Origin of the sequence: Filimonas lacunae, assembly GCF_002355595.1 — a bacterium.
GTDB classification, from domain to species: domain Bacteria; phylum Bacteroidota; class Bacteroidia; order Chitinophagales; family Chitinophagaceae; genus Filimonas; species Filimonas lacunae.
Window position 1 is genome coordinate 2,173,453 of sequence record NZ_AP017422.1, and the last position, 23,161, is coordinate 2,196,613.

At 44.6% G+C, this 23,161-nt stretch carries 17 protein-coding genes; 9 read left to right on the forward strand and 8 right to left on the reverse strand.

What is annotated here, in order from left to right; all coding sequences use genetic code 11:
* Positions 1 to 11: 11 nt before the first annotated feature.
* From FLA_RS08760 to FLA_RS08770, 3 genes are all read right to left on the reverse strand, one after another.
* Complete coding sequence (locus FLA_RS08760) at positions 12 to 2,156, reverse strand: hypothetical protein (protein WP_076381108.1); 2,145 nt, start codon at positions 2,154 to 2,156, stop codon at positions 12 to 14.
* Between the two features lie 99 nt (positions 2,157 to 2,255).
* Positions 2,256 to 3,953, reverse strand: a complete 1,698-nt coding sequence (locus FLA_RS08765; protein WP_076381107.1) for an RDD family protein — start codon at positions 3,951 to 3,953, stop codon at positions 2,256 to 2,258.
* 130 nt (positions 3,954 to 4,083) lie between these two features.
* The gene (locus tag FLA_RS08770; RefSeq protein WP_084206409.1) at positions 4,084 to 4,704 is read right to left on the reverse strand and encodes a phosphatase PAP2 family protein; all 621 of its coding nucleotides are present in this window, start codon (positions 4,702 to 4,704) and stop codon (positions 4,084 to 4,086) included.
* A 143-nt stretch (positions 4,705 to 4,847) separates the two neighbouring features.
* On the opposite strand from FLA_RS08770, the gene FLA_RS08775 reads away from it, so the two are divergent.
* Positions 4,848 to 6,857, forward strand: coding sequence for an LTA synthase family protein (locus tag FLA_RS08775; protein ID WP_096510845.1), 2,010 nt, complete (start codon positions 4,848 to 4,850; stop codon positions 6,855 to 6,857).
* A gap of 86 nt (positions 6,858 to 6,943) precedes the next feature.
* Here FLA_RS08775 and FLA_RS08780 read toward each other — a convergent pair whose 3' ends face one another.
* Positions 6,944 to 7,690: a class I SAM-dependent methyltransferase gene (locus FLA_RS08780; RefSeq protein WP_076381105.1), complete on the reverse strand. Its 747-nt coding sequence runs from the start codon at positions 7,688 to 7,690 to the stop codon at positions 6,944 to 6,946.
* A 78-nt stretch (positions 7,691 to 7,768) separates the two neighbouring features.
* Here FLA_RS08780 and glmM point away from each other — a divergent pair, with 78 nt between their 5' ends.
* From glmM to FLA_RS08795, 3 genes are read left to right on the forward strand one after another with little or no spacing between them, the layout of a single operon-like run.
* A complete protein-coding gene (gene glmM, locus FLA_RS08785) occupies positions 7,769 to 9,151 on the forward strand; it encodes a phosphoglucosamine mutase (protein ID WP_076381104.1) in 1,383 nt (460 codons plus the stop codon).
* A 42-nt stretch (positions 9,152 to 9,193) separates the two neighbouring features.
* The gene (locus FLA_RS08790) at positions 9,194 to 10,321 is read left to right on the forward strand and encodes a cysteine desulfurase family protein (protein WP_076381103.1); all 1,128 of its coding nucleotides are present in this window, start codon (positions 9,194 to 9,196) and stop codon (positions 10,319 to 10,321) included.
* 15 nt (positions 10,322 to 10,336) lie between these two features.
* Positions 10,337 to 11,041, forward strand: coding sequence for a 2-C-methyl-D-erythritol 4-phosphate cytidylyltransferase (locus tag FLA_RS08795; protein ID WP_076381102.1), 705 nt, complete (start codon positions 10,337 to 10,339; stop codon positions 11,039 to 11,041).
* Between the two features lie 92 nt (positions 11,042 to 11,133).
* On the opposite strand, the gene FLA_RS08800 is transcribed toward FLA_RS08795, so the two are convergent.
* Together FLA_RS08800 and gcvP are read right to left on the reverse strand one after the other, a co-directional pair.
* Complete coding sequence (locus FLA_RS08800; RefSeq protein ID WP_076381101.1) at positions 11,134 to 12,108, reverse strand: Gfo/Idh/MocA family protein; 975 nt, start codon at positions 12,106 to 12,108, stop codon at positions 11,134 to 11,136.
* A gap of 25 nt (positions 12,109 to 12,133) precedes the next feature.
* Entirely contained in the window at positions 12,134 to 15,019 is a 2,886-nt protein-coding gene (gcvP, locus tag FLA_RS08805) for an aminomethyl-transferring glycine dehydrogenase (protein ID WP_076381100.1), read from the reverse strand.
* 333 nt (positions 15,020 to 15,352) lie between these two features.
* Here gcvP and FLA_RS08810 point away from each other — a divergent pair, with 333 nt between their 5' ends.
* From FLA_RS08810 to FLA_RS08820, 3 genes are all read left to right on the forward strand, one after another.
* Positions 15,353 to 16,174, forward strand: a complete 822-nt coding sequence (locus FLA_RS08810) for a universal stress protein (protein ID WP_076381099.1) — start codon at positions 15,353 to 15,355, stop codon at positions 16,172 to 16,174.
* Positions 16,175 to 16,283: 109 nt separating this feature from the next.
* The gene (locus FLA_RS08815; RefSeq protein WP_076381098.1) at positions 16,284 to 17,384 is read left to right on the forward strand and encodes a baeRF3 domain-containing protein; all 1,101 of its coding nucleotides are present in this window, start codon (positions 16,284 to 16,286) and stop codon (positions 17,382 to 17,384) included.
* A gap of 11 nt (positions 17,385 to 17,395) precedes the next feature.
* On the forward strand, positions 17,396 to 17,773 hold the full coding sequence (locus tag FLA_RS08820) for a hypothetical protein (protein ID WP_076381097.1): 378 nt from the start codon (positions 17,396 to 17,398) through the stop codon (positions 17,771 to 17,773).
* On the opposite strand, the gene FLA_RS08825 is transcribed toward FLA_RS08820, so the two are convergent.
* Together FLA_RS08825 and FLA_RS08830 are read right to left on the reverse strand one after the other, a co-directional pair.
* Positions 17,770 to 18,810 (reverse strand): response regulator, encoded by a 1,041-nt coding sequence (locus FLA_RS08825; protein WP_076381096.1) that lies wholly within the window; start codon positions 18,808 to 18,810, stop codon positions 17,770 to 17,772. The two genes, FLA_RS08820 and FLA_RS08825, sit on opposite strands and share 4 nt — an antisense overlap.
* A gap of 17 nt (positions 18,811 to 18,827) precedes the next feature.
* Positions 18,828 to 20,045, reverse strand: a complete 1,218-nt coding sequence (locus FLA_RS08830) for a PAS domain-containing sensor histidine kinase (RefSeq protein ID WP_231940409.1) — start codon at positions 20,043 to 20,045, stop codon at positions 18,828 to 18,830.
* Between the two features lie 167 nt (positions 20,046 to 20,212).
* Between FLA_RS08830 and FLA_RS08835 the strand changes: the two genes are divergently transcribed.
* Together FLA_RS08835 and FLA_RS08840 are read left to right on the forward strand one after the other, a co-directional pair.
* A complete protein-coding gene (locus tag FLA_RS08835) occupies positions 20,213 to 20,695 on the forward strand; it encodes a YkgJ family cysteine cluster protein (RefSeq protein ID WP_076381095.1) in 483 nt (160 codons plus the stop codon).
* Between the two features lie 78 nt (positions 20,696 to 20,773).
* Positions 20,774 to 23,026, forward strand: coding sequence for a cation:proton antiporter domain-containing protein (locus FLA_RS08840; protein WP_076381094.1), 2,253 nt, complete (start codon positions 20,774 to 20,776; stop codon positions 23,024 to 23,026).
* Positions 23,027 to 23,161 lie beyond the last annotated feature (135 nt).

Consider the following 23,161-nt stretch of genomic DNA (forward strand, 5'->3'; position numbering starts at 1 on the left):
CTGATCTGTTTTTATTGGTGAGTTCCGCGCTGCGCAGTTTGGAGAATAGAATAGCAAACCAGCCTTTCGCAGGTTTTACAATCCCTGTTGGTGAAAGTGTACCTGATACAGCATCTTATTTTCCGGGTACAGCATTCTAAAGAAGCCAGTCCGGGCAGGCCTAATTGCATTTGCAGTTGAAGATTGCCCTGGTTGTTGCTGGTCCAGCGTATTAATTTGGCAGGGAAGGTATGTGTGCTGTTGCCCGCCGTAGCAGTAATAGCGCTACCACCGTTCCATTGTGCCTGCTGGTTGCCGGTAAAATGATACACCACCGCTTCATTTGCTGCGCAATTGCGGCAGGCAGGGTCTATATCAGATTCTTCTATGTACACCAGTTGAGCGGTTACGGCAGTGATATTATGGGGCGTTATAGAAAACTGTTGCTGCACCTGTATGTTGCCACTGTTTTGCGTCACGTTTTTAGTGCCTTCGGTAATATTCATGTTTTGCGGATCATCGCAATAGGTGCATATACAACAGGGAAGTGAAATGGTGTCGGCACAAGGTATATGAGCCGGAACGTTGAGGGTAGGGCATTGATACGAAAAATCATAAAACACCCGCAGTTGTTTGTTACACATGTCGCCCGTTACATCAAAGCTGAATGAAGTGGGCGAGGTGGTGGTTACATTCACCGCACTGCCGGGTTGCAGGTTAATAGGGGTAACGCTGGTGCTGGTAGTGGTTTCTATAAAAGTAGGGTCAAAGGTGAGCACACCGCTGGTAACACCGGCGGCATTGGGTAATATTTGTGCATGGCCAAATACACGAATAGTATCACCACCCAAACAGCGTGTGCTATCCAGTTGAAACAGGTGATCTACCGTGCAATTATTCTGTATGTTAAACTGGGCCATATTGCTTTGGCCATTGTTTTCATATACAGGAACGGTGGAGGCTGTAAACTGTAACAGGTTAGAGCCGGCTTTGGCGCCTGCTACGCCTGGTTTGTAGTAAGCGGTCAGTTGTGCTTCGTAAAGGCTAAGGCCGGTAGAATCTACCTGTAATAGCTTCCCGGCCACAATGCCATTCCAGTGCGGGCCGTATTCCTGCTGCACTACAGCTGTTCTTCTTCCATCACGTATACGCCATATAACCAGGCGGTAACTACTTTGTGGAAAGCTGGAAGGAATATAATGGATATATAAATTCTGTTGATGCAGGCTGGCGGTAATGTTGCCGTTAGGAGTTACTATTACCGGTGCAGTTGCTTTTATAGAGGATTGACTGCTGTCTGTACGGGAGGAAGGGGTAGAAGCGGATGGTGTTGTAAGCCGGGCAGGCGCAAATCCATTTTCAGGAATGGGTTTGAGGGCATTGGCTTTATTGCCCGGTAAACTAAAAGCGATTCCTGTTTGCAGGTTCCAGGCAGTAAAGGCGGTAGATATGTTGCGTGAAACGGCTTTGCCTTCGAGGTATTGACCTGCCGTGTATTGATTGTTTCTTGCTTCGCCATAAGGTTGCAACACTTCGCTGTTACTGTTGATGGTTGGTCCTGCCATATAGCTGATGCCCGCCTGTATTGAGAGTAGTTGTGTAAGTGCCACGCCCAGCTGTAAACGGGGCACTACTACCAGGCCGTTGGCCTGGAGCGCATCCGTTGTAAGAAAGGTAACTTGTTGTTTACGGTCACTGCCGTTCAGCGACAGGGAATCGCTAAGGCTGTTGCCTTTACGCGTTAGTTGCATGTACCCTGCACTAATGCCGGGTGCAATACTCAACCTGCCAATGTTCCAGCGTAGCTGTGGCCCGGCGGTAAAAGAATACAGGTGTCCGCCATCCAAACCGCCAGGGGCAGTAGCCTGGATAGTTCCGTTTTGTAATTGGTATTGCGAACGTACAAAGTCGGTTGCTGTACCGGAGGATAAACCGGAGTAGCTGCCCTGCAGGGCAATGTCGAGATGTTTAAAAAGTGGAACGGTCAATTCTCCGCCCAGCTGCCAGCCTTTATCCAGGAAGGCGCTGTTATTCAGTTGTTTGTTGGCCGTTTGCCAGGCACCCGCAAGGCCGGTGAATGTAATGCCTTTATTGGGCATCCAGGCCGGTAAAGAAGGCTGCTGGCCGTAAACACACCGGCAAAGCAGTAGTAATAATAGCGCAATGTTGTGTTTCATATAGCTTGTTTTATGAGACTATATCAACACGTGCTTGCTTTTGTTACCCCCCTCTTTTATGCTTTTTCTTTGTTCTGCCCGATTTTTAATGGGCTGGTTTTAGGGATACATACGGTTTATCTGGGTGTATCCACCTGTGAAATTGGGTCTGGCAATATTGGTAACCAGGAATTTGTATTCACGTCCATCGTCAGTGGTGAAAACAAAATAACTCTTAAATACGCCGTTATCGTTTCGCTTAAAATCTATGCTAAACCGTTGATTTTTTCCATATGGCGTTAACCTGTCCTCAGAAAAGGCTTTGCTATCGTCCGCTACCTGTCCTTCCAACAGAAACATCCTTATTTTTTCATGTTGCCAATGCTCCAATACCAGGCTTATTGTTAACCAGTCTGGTTTATACCGGCTTGTCATCACTCTAAGAGGGGATAACAACGGCCCATTGGTATTGTGAACTGATTCTATGATATGCTTCTTGGCCGGATCGGAAAGAGGAATACCCTTTTTCCACTCTTCAAAACTGGACAAGCAGTTTTCAAAAGCCTGCTTATTTACTATAATGTTTTTATACTCACCTGCGCTGTCAAACTCATTTGGTTTGTAAGCATGAAACAGTATGCTATCAGGCCCTATTGTTATTACTTTATAAAAAGAATAAGCATCATAATCCTGTTCCTGTAAAGGTTGCACATACAGGTAACAACTGGTATCAAACAGCTTTAACTCTTGTTGAATACCAGCATATTTCAGTTTTTTTATTTGTTCTGCATTAATAGCAATTTCCTGTTTATACAATATCGCCACCAGTTTTTTGCCTGCAGCAATCCCAACTACCATTATTGCCACTACCATCAGTAGCCATATATAGGAACGTTTATCTTTTTTATGTTTTACAACCTTGCTTTTACTCCAATGATCATGCAGGCCATTATCTAAAACAGTAATGAAATTACCAGGCATAAACCGGGCAATGGTTCGTATACAAGCTTGCAAAAACGAAATGTTTCCCCCTTTTTGTTGTAGAACATAAGCATCGGTGATGATTTTTCCGGGTGTGATAGCAAAAGCATATTCAAAAAACAGGTAATAGAGTATTCTCAAACCAGTGAAAAACACAAATGGGATGACTTGCTTATAGTTATAAAACATGGAAAGCGCCTGATAAGCAGATGGCTCCTTGTAATAGAAGTAGTAAAGGGGTACCATAAAGGCATCTCTGAAAAATACCAGGTTGAAAGATGTTAGCATAAAACAGATAACAAATACATCTATCACCATGTGTATTATTCTATCTATAGTTGTAGCTGCCATCACTGTATCAGCCGGTTGTTGTATGGTATGGGAGGTATTCCATGAACGTATAGCTTGTAAAGCTTTATAGCTGAACCATACCCACATACACCTTCCTACAAGTACCCCTACAGCAATGGGCCATGTAACTAGCATCGCTTTGCCAAACGCCAGTGTTATTACAAGGATGTTGAGTATTGCATTTATCAATACAACTGCAAAAGCCATCTGTAGCAGCCTGGTTTCTTTTGTTGACGTAAACCAATAAGTCAGCCAGCCCATCAGCAACAATAACAGGTAAATAACGCTGGTAACGTAGTGGTCGTACTTGTGTTCGCTTTTAAAGTTTTCTGTGAACCATTGGATAGAATAGCCTGGACTAATAGGGCTGATCATGGCTGTAATCACTTTAAGGTTATGATATCCTTCCAGCATATCTGTAGCGTATGCCATTACAAAGCCAATGATTACGGCAGCAGTTAGTAACAATACTTTTCCAGGTTTCAAGGAGTTGGTTTTAGGTTGGCATGCAAGGTAGGGGTAAGTGATAAAAAGAGTAGAGCAGGAAGTATTAATTGGTTGTTATAAAAAATAAAACCCCGGACTTTGTAGTAGTCCGGGGCTGTATCAACATATTTTATTGTTCTTTAAAAACAAGAGGTGCCAAACGCCGGTTAAACACTTTTGCCAGCTGGTAGCCAATAAAGCTACCTAGTATAGCACCACCAATAATATCCAGTGGATAGTGAACGCCTATATATACCTGCCCGTAGCTAACTGTTGCCGCCCAAAAAAACAGGAGGTATCCCCATTTGCCAAACCAGGGGCGCATGGTAAAGTAGATAAAACAGGCTACGCCAAAATGGTTGGTGGCATGTGAAGAGGTAAAACTGCCACTTCCGGGGCAGCGGCCCAGCAGCAAACGCACATAATCGCGCAAAAATACATCGTTGCAGGGGCGGGGGCGGTTAATCCAGTTTTTAAGCAGGGTGCTGCTTACCTGGTCGGTCACCGCTACGGTTACAATCACCCCAACAATCCACGGCCAGCTTTTCCAGCCAAAATTGTACAATACCAGCAAAAGAAGAAACAGGTACAAAGGAAACCAGGTGTTGGAATCGCGCCACCAGGGAAAAATATTGTCAAGGAAAGCACTCGTCCACTCATTGTTGATTTTGAGAAACAACCAGGTATCTCCCAGGTTTAAATAGGCCAATAATTTTATCCAAAAACTGATGCCGGCTTCTAACAATATCATGAGCTAAAGGTAAGAGGTTGTCATTTATCTTGTTATTTTTCAAGGCTGTCGTTAACAAACTTATTGCATTTTTGGGCAATTTGCCTGAAACAAGGGAGACGTTAACAGGTTGGAAGACTGGCAATTCCGTACATTTGCGCGGCATGGAAAATCTTAAAATACCCCGGTATATCCGTTGGATCGGAAATACGGGCATATTCTTTTTGTTACTAATGACATTGGCGCGTATTGTTTTGGTGTATGTATTCAGAACACCTTCTCAAAAAGATACGGAGCTGATTGATGCTTATCTCATGGGCATGCGTTACGATTTGCGCATTGTGTCCATAGGCTGCCTGGTATTGTTTTTAATCGGGTCAATTCCCCCGTTACACCCCCTGCGCAAAAAATGGGGCAAGCGCATCGCCTTCTGGCTATGGGGCGTTTTTGCTACCATTTTAGCCGTTTTCTATATTGTAGATTTTGGCAACTATGCCTACCTGTCGCAACGTTTAAGTGCTACCTTGCTTAACTATGCAGAGGATACCAATATTTCCCTGAAAATGGCCTGGCAAACCTACCATCTTGGTTGGACCATCCTGGGCCTTGTTCTTATTATAATAGTATTGCTGGCTTTTGTAAGGGTGTTGTATAACCGTGCATTACAACAGCCAGGTCCATATAAAGCCAAACGTAGCGTAGCCTGGGGCATTTTGTTTTTCCTGTTACTGGGTTTAGGCATCTTTGGCCGTATAGGACAGTATCCATTGCGCTGGAGCGATGCCTTTGCTTTACGCGGGGGCGATTTTGCCGCTAACGTGGCATTAAACCCATTCCAAAGCTTTTTTAGCACGCTTAACTTCCGTCATGCCACCTTCGATGCCAAAAAAGTAAAGGCAGGGTATAGCTGGATGAGCAGCTATTTAGGGGTAGATAAACCAGATAGCAACACGCTCAATTATCAACGTACCGAGCATGCCGATAGCCTGTTAACAGGTAAACCTAACGTGGTGCTGGTGATATGCGAATCGTTTAGCCTGTATAAAAGTTCTATGTCGGGCAATCCGTTAAATACCACACCTTTCTTCAACGGCCTTTGCCAGCAGGGTGTGTTTTTTAACCATTGTTTTACGCCTACTTATGGTACTGCTAAAGGAGTGTGGGCTACCATTACCGGTGTGCCCGATGTGCAGCTGTTTAAAACTGCCAGCCGTAACCCGGCAGCAGTAGATCAGCACAGCATCATGAACGACTTTAATGGTTACGAGAAGTTTTACTTTTTAGGCGGTAGCGCCAGCTGGGCCAACCTGCGTGGGTTGCTTACCAACAACCTGCCCGAGCTGCATTTGTACGAGCAGGATGACTATGAAGCTAAGAAAGTGGATGTATGGGGTATCAGCGATAAAAACCTGTTCCTCGAAGCCAATAAAGTGCTGAAACAACAGCAGAAGCCATTCTTTGCTATTGTACAAACAGCCGATAATCACCGTCCTTATACTATTCCGGCAGAAGACATGCAGGAGTTTAAAAAGGAATCGGTGCCTTTAGATTCCCTGAAAAAATATGGATTTGGCAGTGTGGATGAATACAATGCCTTCCGTTATACCGATTTCAGCTACCGTAAGTTTATAGAAGCTGCACAGAAAGAGCCTTATTTCAGAAACACCATTTTCGTGTTTATTGGCGATCATGGTATTCCCGGCGATGCTTCGGCTATATTACCCAAAGCGTTTACCGACCAGGGGCTTACATTTGAAAATGTGCCTTTGTTGTTTTATGCTCCGGCCTTGATAAAACCCGAAACACATAGTTCTATTGCTTCACAGATTGATGTAATGCCTACTATTGCGGGACTGTGTAATATCAGTTATACCAACACGGCACAAGGACGTAACCTGCTGGACAGGCAACGACTGGCTACAGATTCAGGCCGCAGTAACTGTGCCTTTATCATTGATACCGAGAAGAAGCGCCTGGGCATTGTGAAGGGGGATTACTTTTACAGCTATGGTATGGATAACAGCAGCCCTGAACAGATCAGCAATATCCGTAACAACGATAATGCCCCTATAGCCGATTCCATTCGCAAACAATACCGCATGATGACGGATGCGTTTTACGAAACCTCCCGTTATTTGTTACTGAACAATAAAAAGCTGGAAAACAGGAAGTAGTCTATTCACTTCTGCTTTCAGCCCGCAACAAAAAAGCCTTACTTTATCGGTAAGGCTTTTTTGTTGCGGGTATATAACACCAGGGGTTATTTCTTCGCTTTGGTAGCAGTAATAATCATCCGCGGCGATTTACGCACATCGTAATGTCCCAGCTGGTAGTCGCCAAACACTTCCTGTACCTGCATGCCCTGGTAGGCCAGCATATCGGTAAAGTCGCCCAGCGAAAACTTGGCTACTTTTTCTGTATACAGGTGCTTGAGCAAATGACCATTCTGTTCTATCTGTATCTGTTTAAAGAAGTGGTCAGTATCCTGCCAGCGGGATATATGAAATATCGTGTCTTCAATTTTCTTGTTCTCTATTTTCACCAGGTGGTCTTCTGTGTAATGCACGTTCAGGTAGTCAATTACAAAAGTGCCATTGGCGTTCAGGCTTTGTGCAATAGTGCGAAAAGCGGCATCATGCTCGCGCCTGGTTCTGAAATAGCCAAAACTGGTGAAGAAGTTAAAGGCAAAATCAAAATAGTTGATCCACGAAGGCTGGCGCATATCGTGCTGATAAAAGTGCAGATGTTCGTCTTCACTTTCTTTGGCCACTTCTATGCTATCGCCCGAAATGTCAATTCCGGTAACATCAAAGCCCATTTCTGCCAATATTTTGCTGTGTCTGCCCCTGCCACAGGCCACATCCAGCATTTTACTGCCGGGGGCTGGTTGCACATGGGCTATCAGCTTTTTTATAAAATCCAGGGCTTCATTATCATTCCTGTTATTATATAACAGGTGATAATAAGGCGAACTAAACCATTCTTTGTACCATCCTTTCATCGGCATAAACAGAGCTTATTATTGTGCAAATGTATTAACCCTGCCACAAAATACGCTAAGTTTGCCGGCACGAAACTTTAAAATATGTCGCTTATTAAAAGCATTTCAGGTATCAGGGGTACTATTGGCGGAAGACCAGGGGAAACGTTGAGTCCGCTGGATGTGGTAAAGTTTACAGCAGCTTATGGCACCTGGTTGTTACAGCAGCAACCCGATAACAAAAAAGTGGTGATAGGACGTGATGGAAGAATAAGCGGTGCATTAATTCAACGCCTGGTGATTAGTACGTTAAATGCCCTGGGTATTGACGTGGTAGATCTGGATTTAAGCACTACACCTACCGTAGAAATGGCGGTGAAGTTTGAAAAGGCGGCAGGCGGCATTATTTTAACAGCCAGCCATAACCCGCAGGACTGGAACGCGCTGAAACTGCTGAACAGTGAAGGTGAATTTATCAGCGCTGCTGATGGCGCTACACTGCTGGAAATTGCAGCCAGCGACAACTATACATTTGCACCGGTAGATAAACTGGGTAGCTATACCGTTAATACTACAGCGTTAGACAAGCATATTGAAGCAGTGATCAATTACCCGCTGGTAGATGTGGCAGCTATTAAAAAAGGCAAGTTTAAAATAGTAGTAGATGCTATTAACAGCACCGGGGCTATTGCAGTACCTGCTTTATTAAAGGCATTGGGCGTGAAAGATGTGGTGGTACTGAATGAAGAAATCAACGGCAAATTTGCCCACAACCCCGAGCCGTTGCCACAACACCTTACACAATTATGTAACGAGGTGGATAAACAACAGGCGCACCTGGGCATTGCGGTAGACCCTGATGTAGACCGTTTGTGTTTTGTTTGTGAAGATGGCAGCCTGTTTGGCGAAGAATATACACTGGTAGCGGTGGCCGATTATGTGCTGCAGCATAAAAAAGGCGCATCGGTAAGTAATATGTCCAGCACCCGTGCGTTGCAGGATGTAGCAAAAATCCATGGCACCGAATATTTTCCCAGTGCAGTAGGAGAGGTGAACGTGGTAACCAAAATGAAACAGGTACATGCAGTGATTGGCGGCGAGGGTAATGGCGGCATTATTGTACCTGATTTGCATTATGGCAGAGACGCGTTAATAGGTATTGCCCTGTTTTTAACACAACTGGCGCACAGCAAAAAAAGCGTTCGTCAGCTGCGTAACAGCTATCCCGATTACTTTATGAGTAAGAATAAGATAGAGCTGGAAAATGGAGTAGACGTTAACAATGTGTTCACAAAAATACAAGACAAGTACAAAAACAACCCTATAAACAAGGAAGACGGCCTGAAGATTGAATTTGACAATGATTGGGTACATTTGCGTACAAGTAATACAGAGCCCATTATCCGGATTTATGCGGAAAGTAGCTTTGAAACTACCGCTGACAACATTGCCCGACGCCTGATGCAGGATATCAGGGAAAGCATGTAATTACCTAGTCTTTTGTTAAAGAACAGAAATACAAACGAGTACATGAACAGAATTTATTTGGACAATGCAGCTACTACAACGCTCGACCCCGTTGTGCTGGATGCAATGATGCCGTATCTTACCACCAATTTCGGCAACCCATCCTCTATTTACAGCTATGGCCGCGAAAGCCGTCTGGCTATTGAGAATGCCCGTAAAACAGTTGCAAAAATCCTGAACGCCCACCCTGCAGAAATCTTTTTTACCAGCGGAGGCACAGAAAGCAGCAACACGGCTATTACCGCTTCCGTGCGCGATCTGGGATGCAAACACATCATCAGCTCGCCCATTGAGCACCACGCCACTTTACACACGGTGGAGCATTTAAAGCATGCCGGTGAAGCCACTTTAAGCTATGTAAACATTTTGCCCGATGGCCATATTGATATGGAACATCTGGAGCAGTTACTGGCCGACAGTTCGGTGAAAACCCTGGTTACGCTGATGCATGCCAACAACGAAATTGGTAACATGATTGACATTCATGCAGTAGGGGAGCTTTGCAAAAAGTACGATGCTATTTTTCATAGCGATACCGTACAAACAGTAGGGCACTTCCCGTTCGATCTGCGTAACACTTATGTGCATTTCATCAACGGTGCCGGCCATAAATTTCATGGTCCTAAAGGCGTAGGCATGTTGTACATCAACGAGAATGTAAAGATCAATCCATTTATACAAGGCGGTTCGCAAGAGCGCAACATGCGTGCAGGTACCGAAAACCTGTATGGTATTGTTGGTTTTGCCAAAGCATTGCAACTGGCTACCGATAACCACGAAGCAGACAGCAATTACATCAGAGGCTTGAAATATTACATGTTTGAAGAGCTGAAAAAAGTAATTCCTGATGTTTCCTGTAATGGTGATGCTATGGGACGCAGCAACTACACTGTATTAAACGTAAGCTTCCCTAAAACAGAGAAAAGCGAGATGATCCTGTTTAACCTGGACATCAACAATATCTGTGCTTCAGGCGGTAGCGCCTGTACCAGTGGTGCAGATGCAGGAAGCCACGTAATCAGGGCTTTTGCAGGTAATCCCAACCGTATGGCAGTGCGTTTCTCTTTCAGTAAGAACAATACCAAAGAAGAAATAGATCTGGCAGTAGCCAAGATCAAAGAACTGATTTAATACTCACCAGCGCCTATGAAAAAAATAGCCGTCATAGTAGCAGGAGGTAACGGCACCCGTATGGGCAGTGTTACTCCCAAGCAGTTCCTCCTGTTGCATGACAAACCTGTGTTATGGCATACGCTTGCAGCTTTTTTGCAGTCATACCCCGATATGGAAGTGGTGCTGGTACTTCCGGAAGCGCATATACCTATAGGACAGGAAATTACCACTCAGTTACTTTCTGTTATTCCTGATGCTGCACAACGTGTGCGCATTACTGCCGGTGGCGAAACCCGCTACCAATCCGTTCAAAAAGGCTTACAGCAGGTACAGCAACCGGCTGTAATATTTGTGCATGATGGCGTGCGGTGCATGGTGTCAAAAGCCCTGATACAACGCTGTTACGAGCAGGCAATTGAAAAAGGCAGCGCCATACCTGTGGTAACGGCAACCGACAGCATTCGCCTGCTGGATACACTACCGGCAAACGGCCAGATGGGAGCCAGTGCAGTTGCCGATCGCGCCCGTGTTTGCATTGTGCAAACCCCACAAACATTTATAAGTTCCATTCTTTTACCCGCATTTGAGCAGCCCTATAACGATGCTTTTACCGATGAAGCTACTGTGGCCGAAGCTGCCGGGCATACAGTGCACCTGGTAGAAGGCGATTATGCCAATATTAAAATTACCCGCCCGGTAGATCTGCTGATGGCAGAGAAGCTGCTGGCAGGGGAGTAGAATTTCTATCTGCCAACGAACAAAGCATTTATGTGTAAAGCATAAAAAAAGCTTCACCGGAAAGTGAAGCTTTTTTATAAAGTAGATAGATACTAGCTCTGATTGCCACTACCTATTCTGTCCAGTATTTTATGCGCTACTTCCATAGCCAGGTATCCATCCAGTTCTGTTACCAGGGTTGGCTTATTGTGCAAAATGGAGTTTGCAAAAGCTTCCAGCTCGTCTTTAATAGCATTGCCAGGTGTAACAGCCGGGTTGGAAATAGCAATGGTTTTGGTGCCATTGTTGGTTTCCAGGTCAAAGGTAAATACGCTTTCATCATCCCCTTCCTGTTTCAGGCGTATGATTTCCGTGTTCTTTTCCAAAAAGTCGATGCCAATGTAGGCGTCTTTCTGAAAAAGGCGCATTTTACGCATCTTTTTCATACTAATGCGGCTGCTGGTTAAGTTAGCCACACATCCGTTATTGAATTCAATGCGCACGTTGGCAATATCCGGTGTATCTGTCATTACAGATACACCGCTTGCCGAGATATTTTTTACATCGCTTTTTACCAGGCTAAGGATAATGTCGATGTCATGAATCATTAAATCCAGTATCACGCTTACCTCTGTGCCGCGCGGGTTAAACTGTGCCAGCCTGTGCACCTCTATAAACATAGGGTTTAGCGGCATGTTCTGTATAGCACGGTACGCCGGGTTAAAGCGCTCCACATGTCCTACCTGCATTTTAATATTGGCTTCCTTGGTCATCTCCAGCAACTGGCGCGCTTCGTCCATGGTATAGGCAAGCGGCTTTTCCACAAACACGTGTTTGCCTTTGCGTATAGCCATTTCGCACAGTTTAAAATGGTGGTTGGTAGGGGCTACAATATCAGCAGCATCTACCTGTGCCATCAATTCTTCTGCACTGGCAAAACGTTTCAAACCATATTTTTCCACCACCTCAGCCGCTGTAACATCGTTGGGATCGAAAAAGCCTACCAACTCTATGTTCGACAGCTCTTTCCAGCTGTTCAGGTGAAACTTTCCTAAGTGACCTACTCCAAAAACGCCAACTTTTAGCATGACAGGTTTGCGATTGTTTTAAAAACTACGACATGTATGATTCAATAGGCTCACAGGTACAAATCAGGTTCCTGTCGCCATGAGTATTGTTAATTCTTGACACGCTAGGCCAGAACTTGTTCTGCGTTACATAATATAACGGGAACGCAGCCTGCTGGCGGGTGTAAGCATTGGTCCACTCATCTGCACAAATAATAGCCTGTGTATGCGGTGCATTTTTCAAGGCATTGTTCACTTTGTCTGATGAGCCGTTTTCAATGGCTTTGATCTCTTCGTAAATGCTGATCATAGCATCACAGAAGCGGTCCAGTTCACCTTTGTCTTCGCTTTCTGTAGGCTCAATCATAATAGTGCCTGGTACAGGGAAACTAAGGGTAGGCGCGTGGAAACCAAAGTCCATTAAACGTTTGGCTACGTCTTCTGCTTCAACACCGGAAGTGGTTTTGAACGGACGCAGATCTACAATAAACTCGTGGGCACAAGTGCCGTTAGAGCCACTGTATAATATTTTATAGAAGCTTTCCAGGCGTGCCTTCATGTAGTTGGCATTAAGGATAGCATATTCCGTTGCTCTTTTCACACCGGTTTTACCCAGCATTTTAATATAAGCATAGCTGATTAACAGGATAGAAGCGCTACCAAATGCTGCTGCACTTACAGCGTTGCCTTTGTTGCTGCTGCTCCACTCGCCGGTTAATAAAGTAGTGTGTGAAGGCAGGTAAGGAGCTAAGTGTGCTTTTACACAAATAGGGCCCATGCCAGGACCGCCACCACCGTGCGGTATAGCGAAGGTTTTGTGAAGGTTCAGGTGGCAAACGTCAGCGCCAATGTTACCAGGTGAGGTTAAACCAACCTGTGCGTTCATATTAGCACCGTCCATGTAAACCTGACCACCATATTGGTGAATGGTAGCACAAATTTCTATGATGGTTTCTTCAAACACACCGTGTGTAGAAGGGTAAGTAACCATTAAACCACCCAGGGTATCTTTATATTGTTCTGCTTTCGCTTTCAGATCGGCTACATCAATGTGTCCATCTTCGTCGCTTTTCACCACTACTACTTTCATACCGGCCATTACAGCGCTGGCAGGGTTAGTGCCGTGTGCCGAAATAGGAATCAGTACTACGTTGCGGTGTGCATTACCATTGGCTTTATGGAAGTCCATAATGGTTAACAAACCAGCGTATTCTCCTTGCGCACCACTGTTTGGTTGCAGGCTGCACGCGTCAAAACCGGTGATCTCGCTCAGGTATTTACCCAGCTCTTCAATAATCTGGCCGTAACCCTTTGCCTGATCGGCAGGAACAAACGGGTGCATTTGACCAAACTCAGGCCAGCTAACAGGAATCATTTCTGTAGCAGCGTTCAGCTTCATGGTACAGCTACCCAGGCTAATCATGCTGGTATTTAAGCTCAGATCTTTATTTTCCAGTTGTTTCAGGTAACGCATCATCTGGCTTTCGCTGTGGTGCGTGTTGAATACCGGGTGGGTAAGATAAGCCGAGCTGCGTTTAGCAAAGGCAGGTATGTTGAATAATTCGTATTCATCTTCAAAACCGATGGTGGCTTCGTCCAGGCCTTTTGCTTCCGCAAAAATGTAAACGATGTCCAGTACATTGGTTTGGGTAGTGGTTTCGTCCAGTGCAATACCAATGGTTCCATCCGCAAAGTAGTGGAAGTTGGTCTGATGTTTTTCGGCAATTGGGCGAATTACCGCTGCGTCTGCTTCAATTTTCAGGGTATCGAAATATTGGGTGTTTACGTTGGTAAAACCTAATTCGGCTAAAGCAACGCTTAACGTTTGCGCCAGTAGAGAAACACGGCTGGCGATGGTTTTTAAACCTTGCGCACCGTGGTATACAGCATACATAGCAGCCATGTTGGCCAGCAATGCCTGTGCAGTACAAATATTAGAAGTAGCTTTTTCGCGTTTAATGTGTTGCTCGCGTGTTTGCAGCGCCATACGTAAAGCACGGTTGCCTTTGGCATCGATGCTCACACCAATGATACGGCCGGGGATGTTACGCTTAAATTCATCTTTTGTAGAGAAGAAAGCAGCGTGTGGTCCACCGTAACCCATTGGAACACCAAAGCGTTGTGCATTACCTACCGCCACATCAGCACCCAGTTCGCCAGGGCTGGTTAACAGGGTTAATGCCAGCAGGTCGGTAGCCATGGCTACATAACCACCTACGTTGTGTACGTTGGCAATAAAACCACGGTAATCTTCTACGCTACCGTTAGCGTTAGGATATTGTAACATGGCACCGAAATAGGTGTCGTCCAGCAATATCTCTTTATAATTACCAAATACCAGCTCTATGTTAATAGGAGTAGCGCGGGTAACCAATACGTCTTTTGTTTGTGTGAAGATGGCGTTGTCAACAAAGAATTTAGGTTTGCTGATAACATCGCCTTTGTTTACGTGGTGAAACAGCATGGCCATTGCTTCGGCAGCGGCAGTAGCTTCATCCAGCAGGGAAGCATTGGCTATTTCCAAACCGGTAAGGTCGCTTACCATAGTCTGGTAGTTCAACAGGCTTTCCAAACGGCCTTGTGAAATTTCGGCCTGGTAGGGAGTATACTGGGTATACCATCCTGGGTTTTCAAACACATTACGCAGAATTACGCTGGGCGTAATGGTGTTGTAATAACCCTGGCCTATGTATGTTTTAAATAATTTATTCTTAGCTGCCGTCTGCTTTAACTCTTGTAAGTATTCAAACTCACCTATGCCTTCCGGCAAATCCAGTGGTTGCTTCAGGCGAATAGCTGCCGGAACTGTTTTTTCTATTAATTCCTCCACAGAGCTTACACCAATGGTTTTAAGCATGGCTTGCGTATCCGCTTCATTTACACCAATATGTCTGTTCTGGAATTCTGACGATTGTGCAGTAAATAAGTTCATAAATTAAATGAGGTTGACCATTTTTAAAAAGGATGCGCAAAGGTACGAGCAATACGGGACTTTTTAGCAGTCGAAAAAAAACTAAATAATTGTAGTTAAAATCACGTGTTCTTTTATTTTTCTACAAGTAATATGCTGTTATTCAGCATTTTGTCTTGCAAAAAACGGCATCTGTTGTGTTTTTTGTAAAACCTGACCTTATTCTATCATTCCTATAGGCTTACAGGGCTGTGCATAATCATTGGGGTGGCTGACAGCTGTCAGTGTTTGCATTTTTGGGGTGTTCTAGTTTTGTTTTTGCACGTATTATTTACTCACCCTGAATTTTAAAAAATGATGAATACCATACTGGTAGCCACTGATTTTTCCGCTGCCTCTGTCAATGCCGCTGAATATGCTGCCGAAATGGCCTTAGTAGTAAAGAAAGACCTGCTGCTGTTGCATATATACAGCCTGAATGTATCGTGGAACCAGATTCCGCTTACCACCGACAATACCAATATGAGCGAAGATGCCGATACGGCCCTTAACCGGTTAAGAAACAGCCTGCACGAAAGAACCGGCCATAAGCTTACCATTGGCACCGAAGTGCGCACCGGGGTGTTTTTTACCGAGCTGGAAGCTTCCTGCGACCGTGTAAAACCCTATACCGTGGTAATGGGCAGCCAGGGCACCACCGCTGCCGAACGCTTTTTATTTGGCGGGCATACGGTGCATGCCATGCAAAACCTGCAATGGCCGCTGGTAACCGTGCCGCCCGATGCCCGCTTTTTATATGTAAGAAGAATAGGGCTGGCCTGCGATTTTAACAATGTGGCAGATATTACCCCGGCACCTGCTATAACGGCGCTGGTAAAAGATTTTAACGCCGCCCTGCATATACTTAATGTGGGTAAAGAAACGGAGCTGGCTTCTGATATAGTTCGGGAATCGGAGGTGCTGGAATCGTTGTTAGGAGAAGTAAAGCCACAGTATCATTTTATTGCGCATAACGATACCAACCAGGCGTTGATGGACTTTGTAGAAAACTACCATATTCATTTGCTGCTGGTGCTGCCCCGCGAGCGAGATTTTGCCGATAAGCTGTTACACAAAAGCCATACACGCGAACTGGTGTTAAAAAGTAATGTGCCTGTTATGGCTCTGCATAAGTGATTGTGCAACATAACGAAGCTCATCTTATGAGCAGAATCAAAAACGGGGATGACGATGGTCAGTGTTCAGGTGATGGCAGCAGAATACTTTTGAACTTTAAAATAGCTTTATGATGCCTGATATGATCTATGAAGAAAAAGACGGGTTGGAAGGAGTAAGTGAGGTACCGGGAGTAAGTATAATAATGCCCTTTGAGCCTAAAATGGCCATCAGGGAAGAATTGGAGCAAAAAATTCAGGCAGTATTCACTAAAGTTGAACACGAATTGCTTGCCGAGTATCCCGAAAAGTATAGCACTGCCTTAACCAACCGGTTACGGGAAGTGTTAAAGCAACTGGATTACTCCACTTTTAAGCAAAGCATTGCCGTTTTTGTATCGCCGGTTTTTGACAAAGTATATTACCTCGATATTCCTGTACAGGAAAAGGTGGTAATTGACGAGAACTTTGAAATCCGCGACCTGGTAGCCAGTAAAAAGGAAACCACCAAATTCCTGGTGTTGTTGTTGAACAGCGAGAGCAGCCGCATTTTCTTAGGCAGCGCTTCGCAGTTTGTGCGCATTGCGCACCATACGCCTGCACACATGATGGCGCATGAAAACAACCGCCCCGAACTAGTAACGCACCTGGAAGACAACGAAAGCGGCAGGGAAAAAATGCTGGAGAAGTTTTTACAGTATGTGGATAAGCGATTGGGTGTGATATTAAAGGTATATAATCTGCCTTTGTTTGTGGTGGGCACAGACCGCACCATCGGGCATTTTACCAAAAAAACGCATTACAAAGAGCGTATTATCAGCTATGTGCATCATAACTATGAAAACGCAACCGATGTGGCTATACAGGAAGCAATTGCACCTAATGTAGCCAATTGGAAAAAAGTAAAAGAACGTGATTTGTTAAACCGGATAGATGCTGCCATGGGCGCTAAAAAGCTGGCTGTGGGCATTGAAGAGGTTTGGAAAGAAGCTACCCACAAAAGAGGACAATTGCTGGTAGTAGAAAAGAAATACAGACATACAGAGGCGGCATCAGAAACAGGCACTACCTTTTTTCGCAGACCGGAAAACACCACAGCCGCGCCATTTTATATTAAAGATGCGGTAGATGATGTGATAGAACAGGTGCTGGAAAGCGGCGGTGATGTTGAATTTGTGGAGGATGGCGTATTAACAGGCTACAAACAGATAGCGTTAATACAATACTATTAAACCAAACAGGTATGGGGTCTTTGTTATCTATTGATGTTGACCAGCTGCAACAGGAGAGTGACAGGTGGAAGAAAAAGCTGGAGCTTTTATTACTGGAAAATGCTGTATTGAAAAACAGGCTTGCCGAGGTGGTTAATGCCAGTCATGCTACTGTGCCCTTTTTAGAAACAGCGGAGGAATACCAGAACCGTTTTATGCAAAAGGATGATATTATTAACCTGATGCGTCAGGATATTACTGAATTTGATAAACTGCTTGCACAAAGCCTGCATCACAATAAAGATATGATGCGGGCTATTGTTCAGCGGCAAAGAAGATTGCGTAAAGAACTATCGTTACTGGAAAGCACCTTCAAAAACCTGAAAGGGCAGTTTAACCAGCTGCTTTAATTCAGCAGGCTTTCCAGTTTCTTTTCATTCAGTATAATAATATTACCGTCTTTAATATCTATCAGCTTTTCATTTTTAAAATCGCCCAGGGTTCTTATCATCGACTCCGTGGCGGTTCCGGCAATACTGGCCAGGTTTTCACGGCCTATATCTATAGTGGTATTGTATTTTTTATGCAGGGTAATTAAAGCGTCTGCCACTTTTTTGCGTAACGAATTATAGGCCAGCTTTAACAAGCGTTCTTCCTGCTCGGTAATGTTTTTAGCCAGCATGGTAATAAACTTACGGGCTATGTTCTGGTTATTATTCATCAGGTCTTCAAAATCTTCCTTCGGTATAATAGCCAGTTCGGTATCTTCAATCGCTTTGGCCATCTCTTTATACACAGTGCCTTCCAGCAGGGCTATATGGCCCAGAAACTCACCCTCGTTGTATAAGCCCACCACCAGTTCTTTACCATCTTCATTACACTTATAGGTAATAACCTTACCCTTTTTAATATAAAACAGGCGGGCAGGGCGGTTGCCTTCTGAATAAATAATTTGTTTTTTCTTATAGGTGTTTACGTTTCTATCGGCGGTAAAGGATTCCAGCGAATCGTTGCCGGTAGAAATGCGCATTAGCTTATCCAGCCCCGGAAGGTCGGGCGTAAACTCCTGCTTCATAGCTTCTACTTTCTTCAGCCTGCTTTCAATGGCAGTAAGCAGCTCTGTTTCCATAAAAGGCTTGGTTAAATAATCATCGGCGCCCAGCTCCATACCCCGGCGTATATCGGCCCGCTCTGCCTTGGCAGATAGAAAGATAAACGGGGTGTTTTGAATGGCGGGGTTTTTATGTAAAAGATGCAACACGCCATAGCCATCCAGCACCGGCATCATAATATCGCAGATAATTAAATCAGGCTTTTCTTCTAAAGCAACTTCCACACCTATTTTACCATTCTCGGCAGTAAACACCTTGTAGTTGGCCAGTTCCAGAATTTCAGCTGTATTCTCGCGTATGTTCTGGTTGTCTTCTATCAATAAAATCTTCTTCATATGAAACACTGTAAACTTTAGAATGTAAAAACAAGGGTAAAGGTAGTACCGTGGTCAACAATACTGTTGCAACTGATAACACCATTCATCAATTCGGCATACTTGGCCACAATATGTAGCCCCAGGCCGGTACCATCTATATTGCTGGCGTTGGATGCGCGAAAAAAGCGTTCGAACAAATGGGCCTGGTCTTCTTTGGAAATACCAATGCCCTGATCCTGCACCGATAATATAAACTGCTTGTCGGTTAACGTGCTGTTGATGGCAATAGTAGCATTTTCCGGCGAAAACTTAATAGCGTTACTCAGCAGGTTTACCACTATATGTTTCAAAAGTGTAGGGTCCATTACCAGCGTTTCAGCACCTTCGTGTGCATAGGTAATTTGCTGCCCGGGCTTTTGTATGGTTTTTAACTCTTCTATAATGCCATTGATCAGGCGGGTGATGGTAAAGGTGGTAGGCTTTACCGCTATTTTACCTTCTTCAATTTTGCCTACCGATAAAAAGTCGTTCAATATCTCTGTAAGGCCATTCACCGAGCTTACAATACGCTCGGTATGTTTCTGGCGTTTCGACTGCTCTTCGGTGGTAGTATACTTTTGCAGCAGGATAGTAGAAGAAAGGATGGTGCTGAGTGGGGTACGAAACTCGTGCGAAGCCAGCGATACAAAACGCGACTTTAATTCGTTCAGTTCTTTTTCTTTGTTCAGCGACTTGGCCAGTTCTTCTGTTGATTCTTCCAGCTTGGTCATGGTCTCTTTCAACTCAAACGTGCGCTGTTCCACTTTATCTTCCAGCTCATCATTCAGCCTGCGTATCTCTTCCTCTGCTTTTTTACGAATGGTAATGTTGTTGATAAAGGCTATGACCAGGTTATTGTCGTCGTTCCGGTAATGGCAAAGACTCACTTCTACCGGAAACTCCGAGCCATCTTTACGCACACCGTACAGGTCCATACCCAGCCCCATAGGGCGGTTTTGCATATGGTTGCTGAAAGCTTCACGGTGGTGTACGTGTTTATGATGATAGCGGGAGGGAATCAGTATTTCAATCTTCCGGCCATTCAGCTCACCATCATCATAGCCAAACAGGGCTTGCGTAAACGGGTTGGCCAGCACAATTTCTCCACGGTCGTTGGTAATAAGTATACCCACCGAAGCGTGTAAGAAAATGGCATCCACCAATTGCTTTTCGTTGCTGAACATCCCTAAGTTTAGTGGCTGTGTTGGCTGCATATGTGTGATTAAACGATGGTAACTACTGATTTGGGAGCAAAGTTAGCATTATAATAAAAAAATATGCGTACAGTTGTGGTAAATGGTGCCTTGTTTTGTTGTGCGGCGTTCATATATCGGGTCGAAAACGATATTTTTGCCGCAATCAGGTGTAATCTGCATAGTGTATGAGTGATGTAAACATGGATAACTGGCAAAAAAAATCGGCCGATCATGCCAAGCTGTATAAGCAGTGGTTGCAGCGTGCCGATAAAAACAAAGTGTTAAAACAATTGCCCGCTTTACATGAAGAAGCTTTTGAACATGTAGATTGCCTAACCTGCGCAGCTTGTTGTAAAAACTACTCGCCCCGGTTTAAAACGCCTGATATCAAAAGAATAAGCAAGCATTTACGCATGCGCGAAAGCGACTTTATTGATAAATACCTGAACCTGGATAGTGATGGAGATTATGTGGTGAAAAAATCGCCCTGTGCCTTTTTAGGGGACGATAACTTTTGCAGTATTTATGAAGTGCGTCCTTCCGACTGCGCCCGCTTTCCTTATACCGATGAAGATGTGTTGCTGAAAAGGCAGCAGATCACGCTGAAAAATGCAACGTTTTGCCCGGCAGTACATTACGTGCTGGAGAAACTTGTTCAGCCAAAATAACTATATTTGTTTGAATAGTCTAACTATACCCCGGTTGTTATTATAAAGCATGGTGTATGTTTAAAAGAAGAGTAGCTTATGACGCATTTGCCAAAATTGATAGAAGATCTGGCTTTGATACTGATGGCAGGCGCCGTAACAACGTTGTTGTTCCGGAGACTAAAACAGCCGTTGGTGTTGGGGTATATTATCGCGGGCCTGCTGGTGGGGCCACACATTGCCATTGTTCCTACGGTAATTGATACAGAGAACATCAATGTTCTTGCCGAAATAGGGGTTATTTTCCTGTTGTTTAGTTTGGGTTTGGAGTTTAGTTTTAAAAAGCTGGTGCGCGTAGGAGGGGCCAGTTCTATTACTGCTGTAGTAGAAGTGTTGGGTATGCTGGGCATTGGCTATGCTGCCGGCCGCATACTGGGCTGGTCGCAAATGGACAGTATTTTTCTCGGGGGCATTTTATCTATTTCCTCTACCACTATTATCATACGGGCATTTGAAGAGCTGGGTGTAAAAAGCCAGAATTTTGCCGGGCTGGTTTTTGGTGTGCTGATAGTAGAAGACCTGGTGGCTATTTTACTGCTGGTGTTATTAAGTACTATGGCCGTTAGTCGTCAGTTTGCCGGTAACGAAATGTTATTTTCGGTGCTGAAACTGGTGTTCTTCCTGTCGCTATGGTTTATTGCAGGTATATTCCTTATTCCCACCTTCCTGAAAAGAGCCCGCAAGTTATTGAGCGAAGAAACCCTGCTGATATTATCACTGGGCCTTTGCCTGGGTATGGTGGTGCTGGCAACCAAGGTGGGCTTTTCGCCTGCGCTGGGTGCGTTTGTAATGGGCTCTATACTGGCCGAAACTACCAAGGCCGAAAAGATTACACACCTGGTTAAGCCGGTGAAAGATCTGTTTGCAGCGGTGTTCTTTGTTTCCGTGGGTATATTAATTGATCCCAAAGCTATTATACAACATGGTGGCCCGGTTATTTTAATTACCCTGTTAACCATATTTGGTAAGTTCTTTTCAAGCACGGTAGGTGCGGTGTTATCTGGTCAGCCTTTAAAGCAGAGTATACAAGCGGGTATGAGCCTTGCGCAAATAGGCGAATTCTCCTTTATCATTGCTACACTGGGTTTAACACTAAAGGTAACCAGCGATTTCCTGTATCCTATAGCGGTGGCTGTTTCTGCCATTACTACTTTTACCACGCCCTACCTCATACGTGCTTCCGAACCGTTTTATCATTTCCTCGATCGCAAGCTGCCCAGGAAGTTTATTGATGCGTTGAATAAATATTCTTCCGGTACACAGGACATCCAGGCCGAAAGCGATTGGAAAATTGTGATACGTTCTTATGTGGGTATCATTCTTACCAACATGGTAATATCAGTAGCTATCATACTATTGTTTTCTACCTTCCTTACACCGTGGGTACGCGAAAAATTCAATTACAGCCTTACAGCTGATATTATTATACTGCTGATTACGTTTGCTGCCAGTGCGCCCTTTACCTGGGCAATGATGGCCAAAAAGCCGGAAACCATGGCGTATACCAACCTGTGGCTGGATAAAAAGTATAACCGTGGCCCGCTGGTGATTATTGAAATTATCCGTAACCTGCTGGCGGTATTTATGGTAGGCTTTCTGGTAGATACTATCTTCTCTGGTATCATCGCCATATTGGTTGCTATCCCGGTAATGATCATTGTATTGTACATCTTCTCCAAAAAAATGCAGCTATACTATGGCCGTATTGAAAAGCGCTTCCTGCGCAACCTCAATGCCCGTGAATCGCGCGAAATTGAAGAAGACAACAGCAGAACCTCCCTGTCGCCATGGGATGCGCATTTGGCCAGCTTTGAAATCAGTCCGTATGCAGGTTACGTGGGTGTAAGCCTGTTAAACCTGGCCTGGCGCGAACGCTTTGGGGTAAACCTGGCTTATATTGAACGTGGCGGTAAAATGATATATGCACCCAGCAGGGACGAAAAGCTTTTCCCTTACGATAGAATAGGGGTGATTGGTACGGATGAGCAGTTGATTCAATTACGTCCGTTACTGGAAGATCATGCCAATGAAATTACCTATGCCGAAGGCGATAACAGGGAAAACATTGTGTTGCAGAAACTGCTGGTAGATGAGCATACCAAGCTGAAAGGACAAAGCATCCGCGGGTCGGGCATCCGCGAAAAAACCAATGGTCTTGTGGTGGGTATCGAACGCAATGGCAAACGTTTACTCAACCCTACTTCAGATTCTGTGTTTGAATGGGATGATGTTATCTGGATTGTGGGTGACAGAAGAAAAATTCAGAAGTTATATGTAAAAGGAGGAGAATAACCTTCTTACTGATAAATAAATGGTCTCCTGGCTATGGAAGCGCCCCGTAAAGTTATTTGCTTTTCCGGGGCGCTTTTTTTAGCACCATGGGGCAAATAGGTCAACGCTACCTTCCTGCGGTTTATGTGGTCCGTA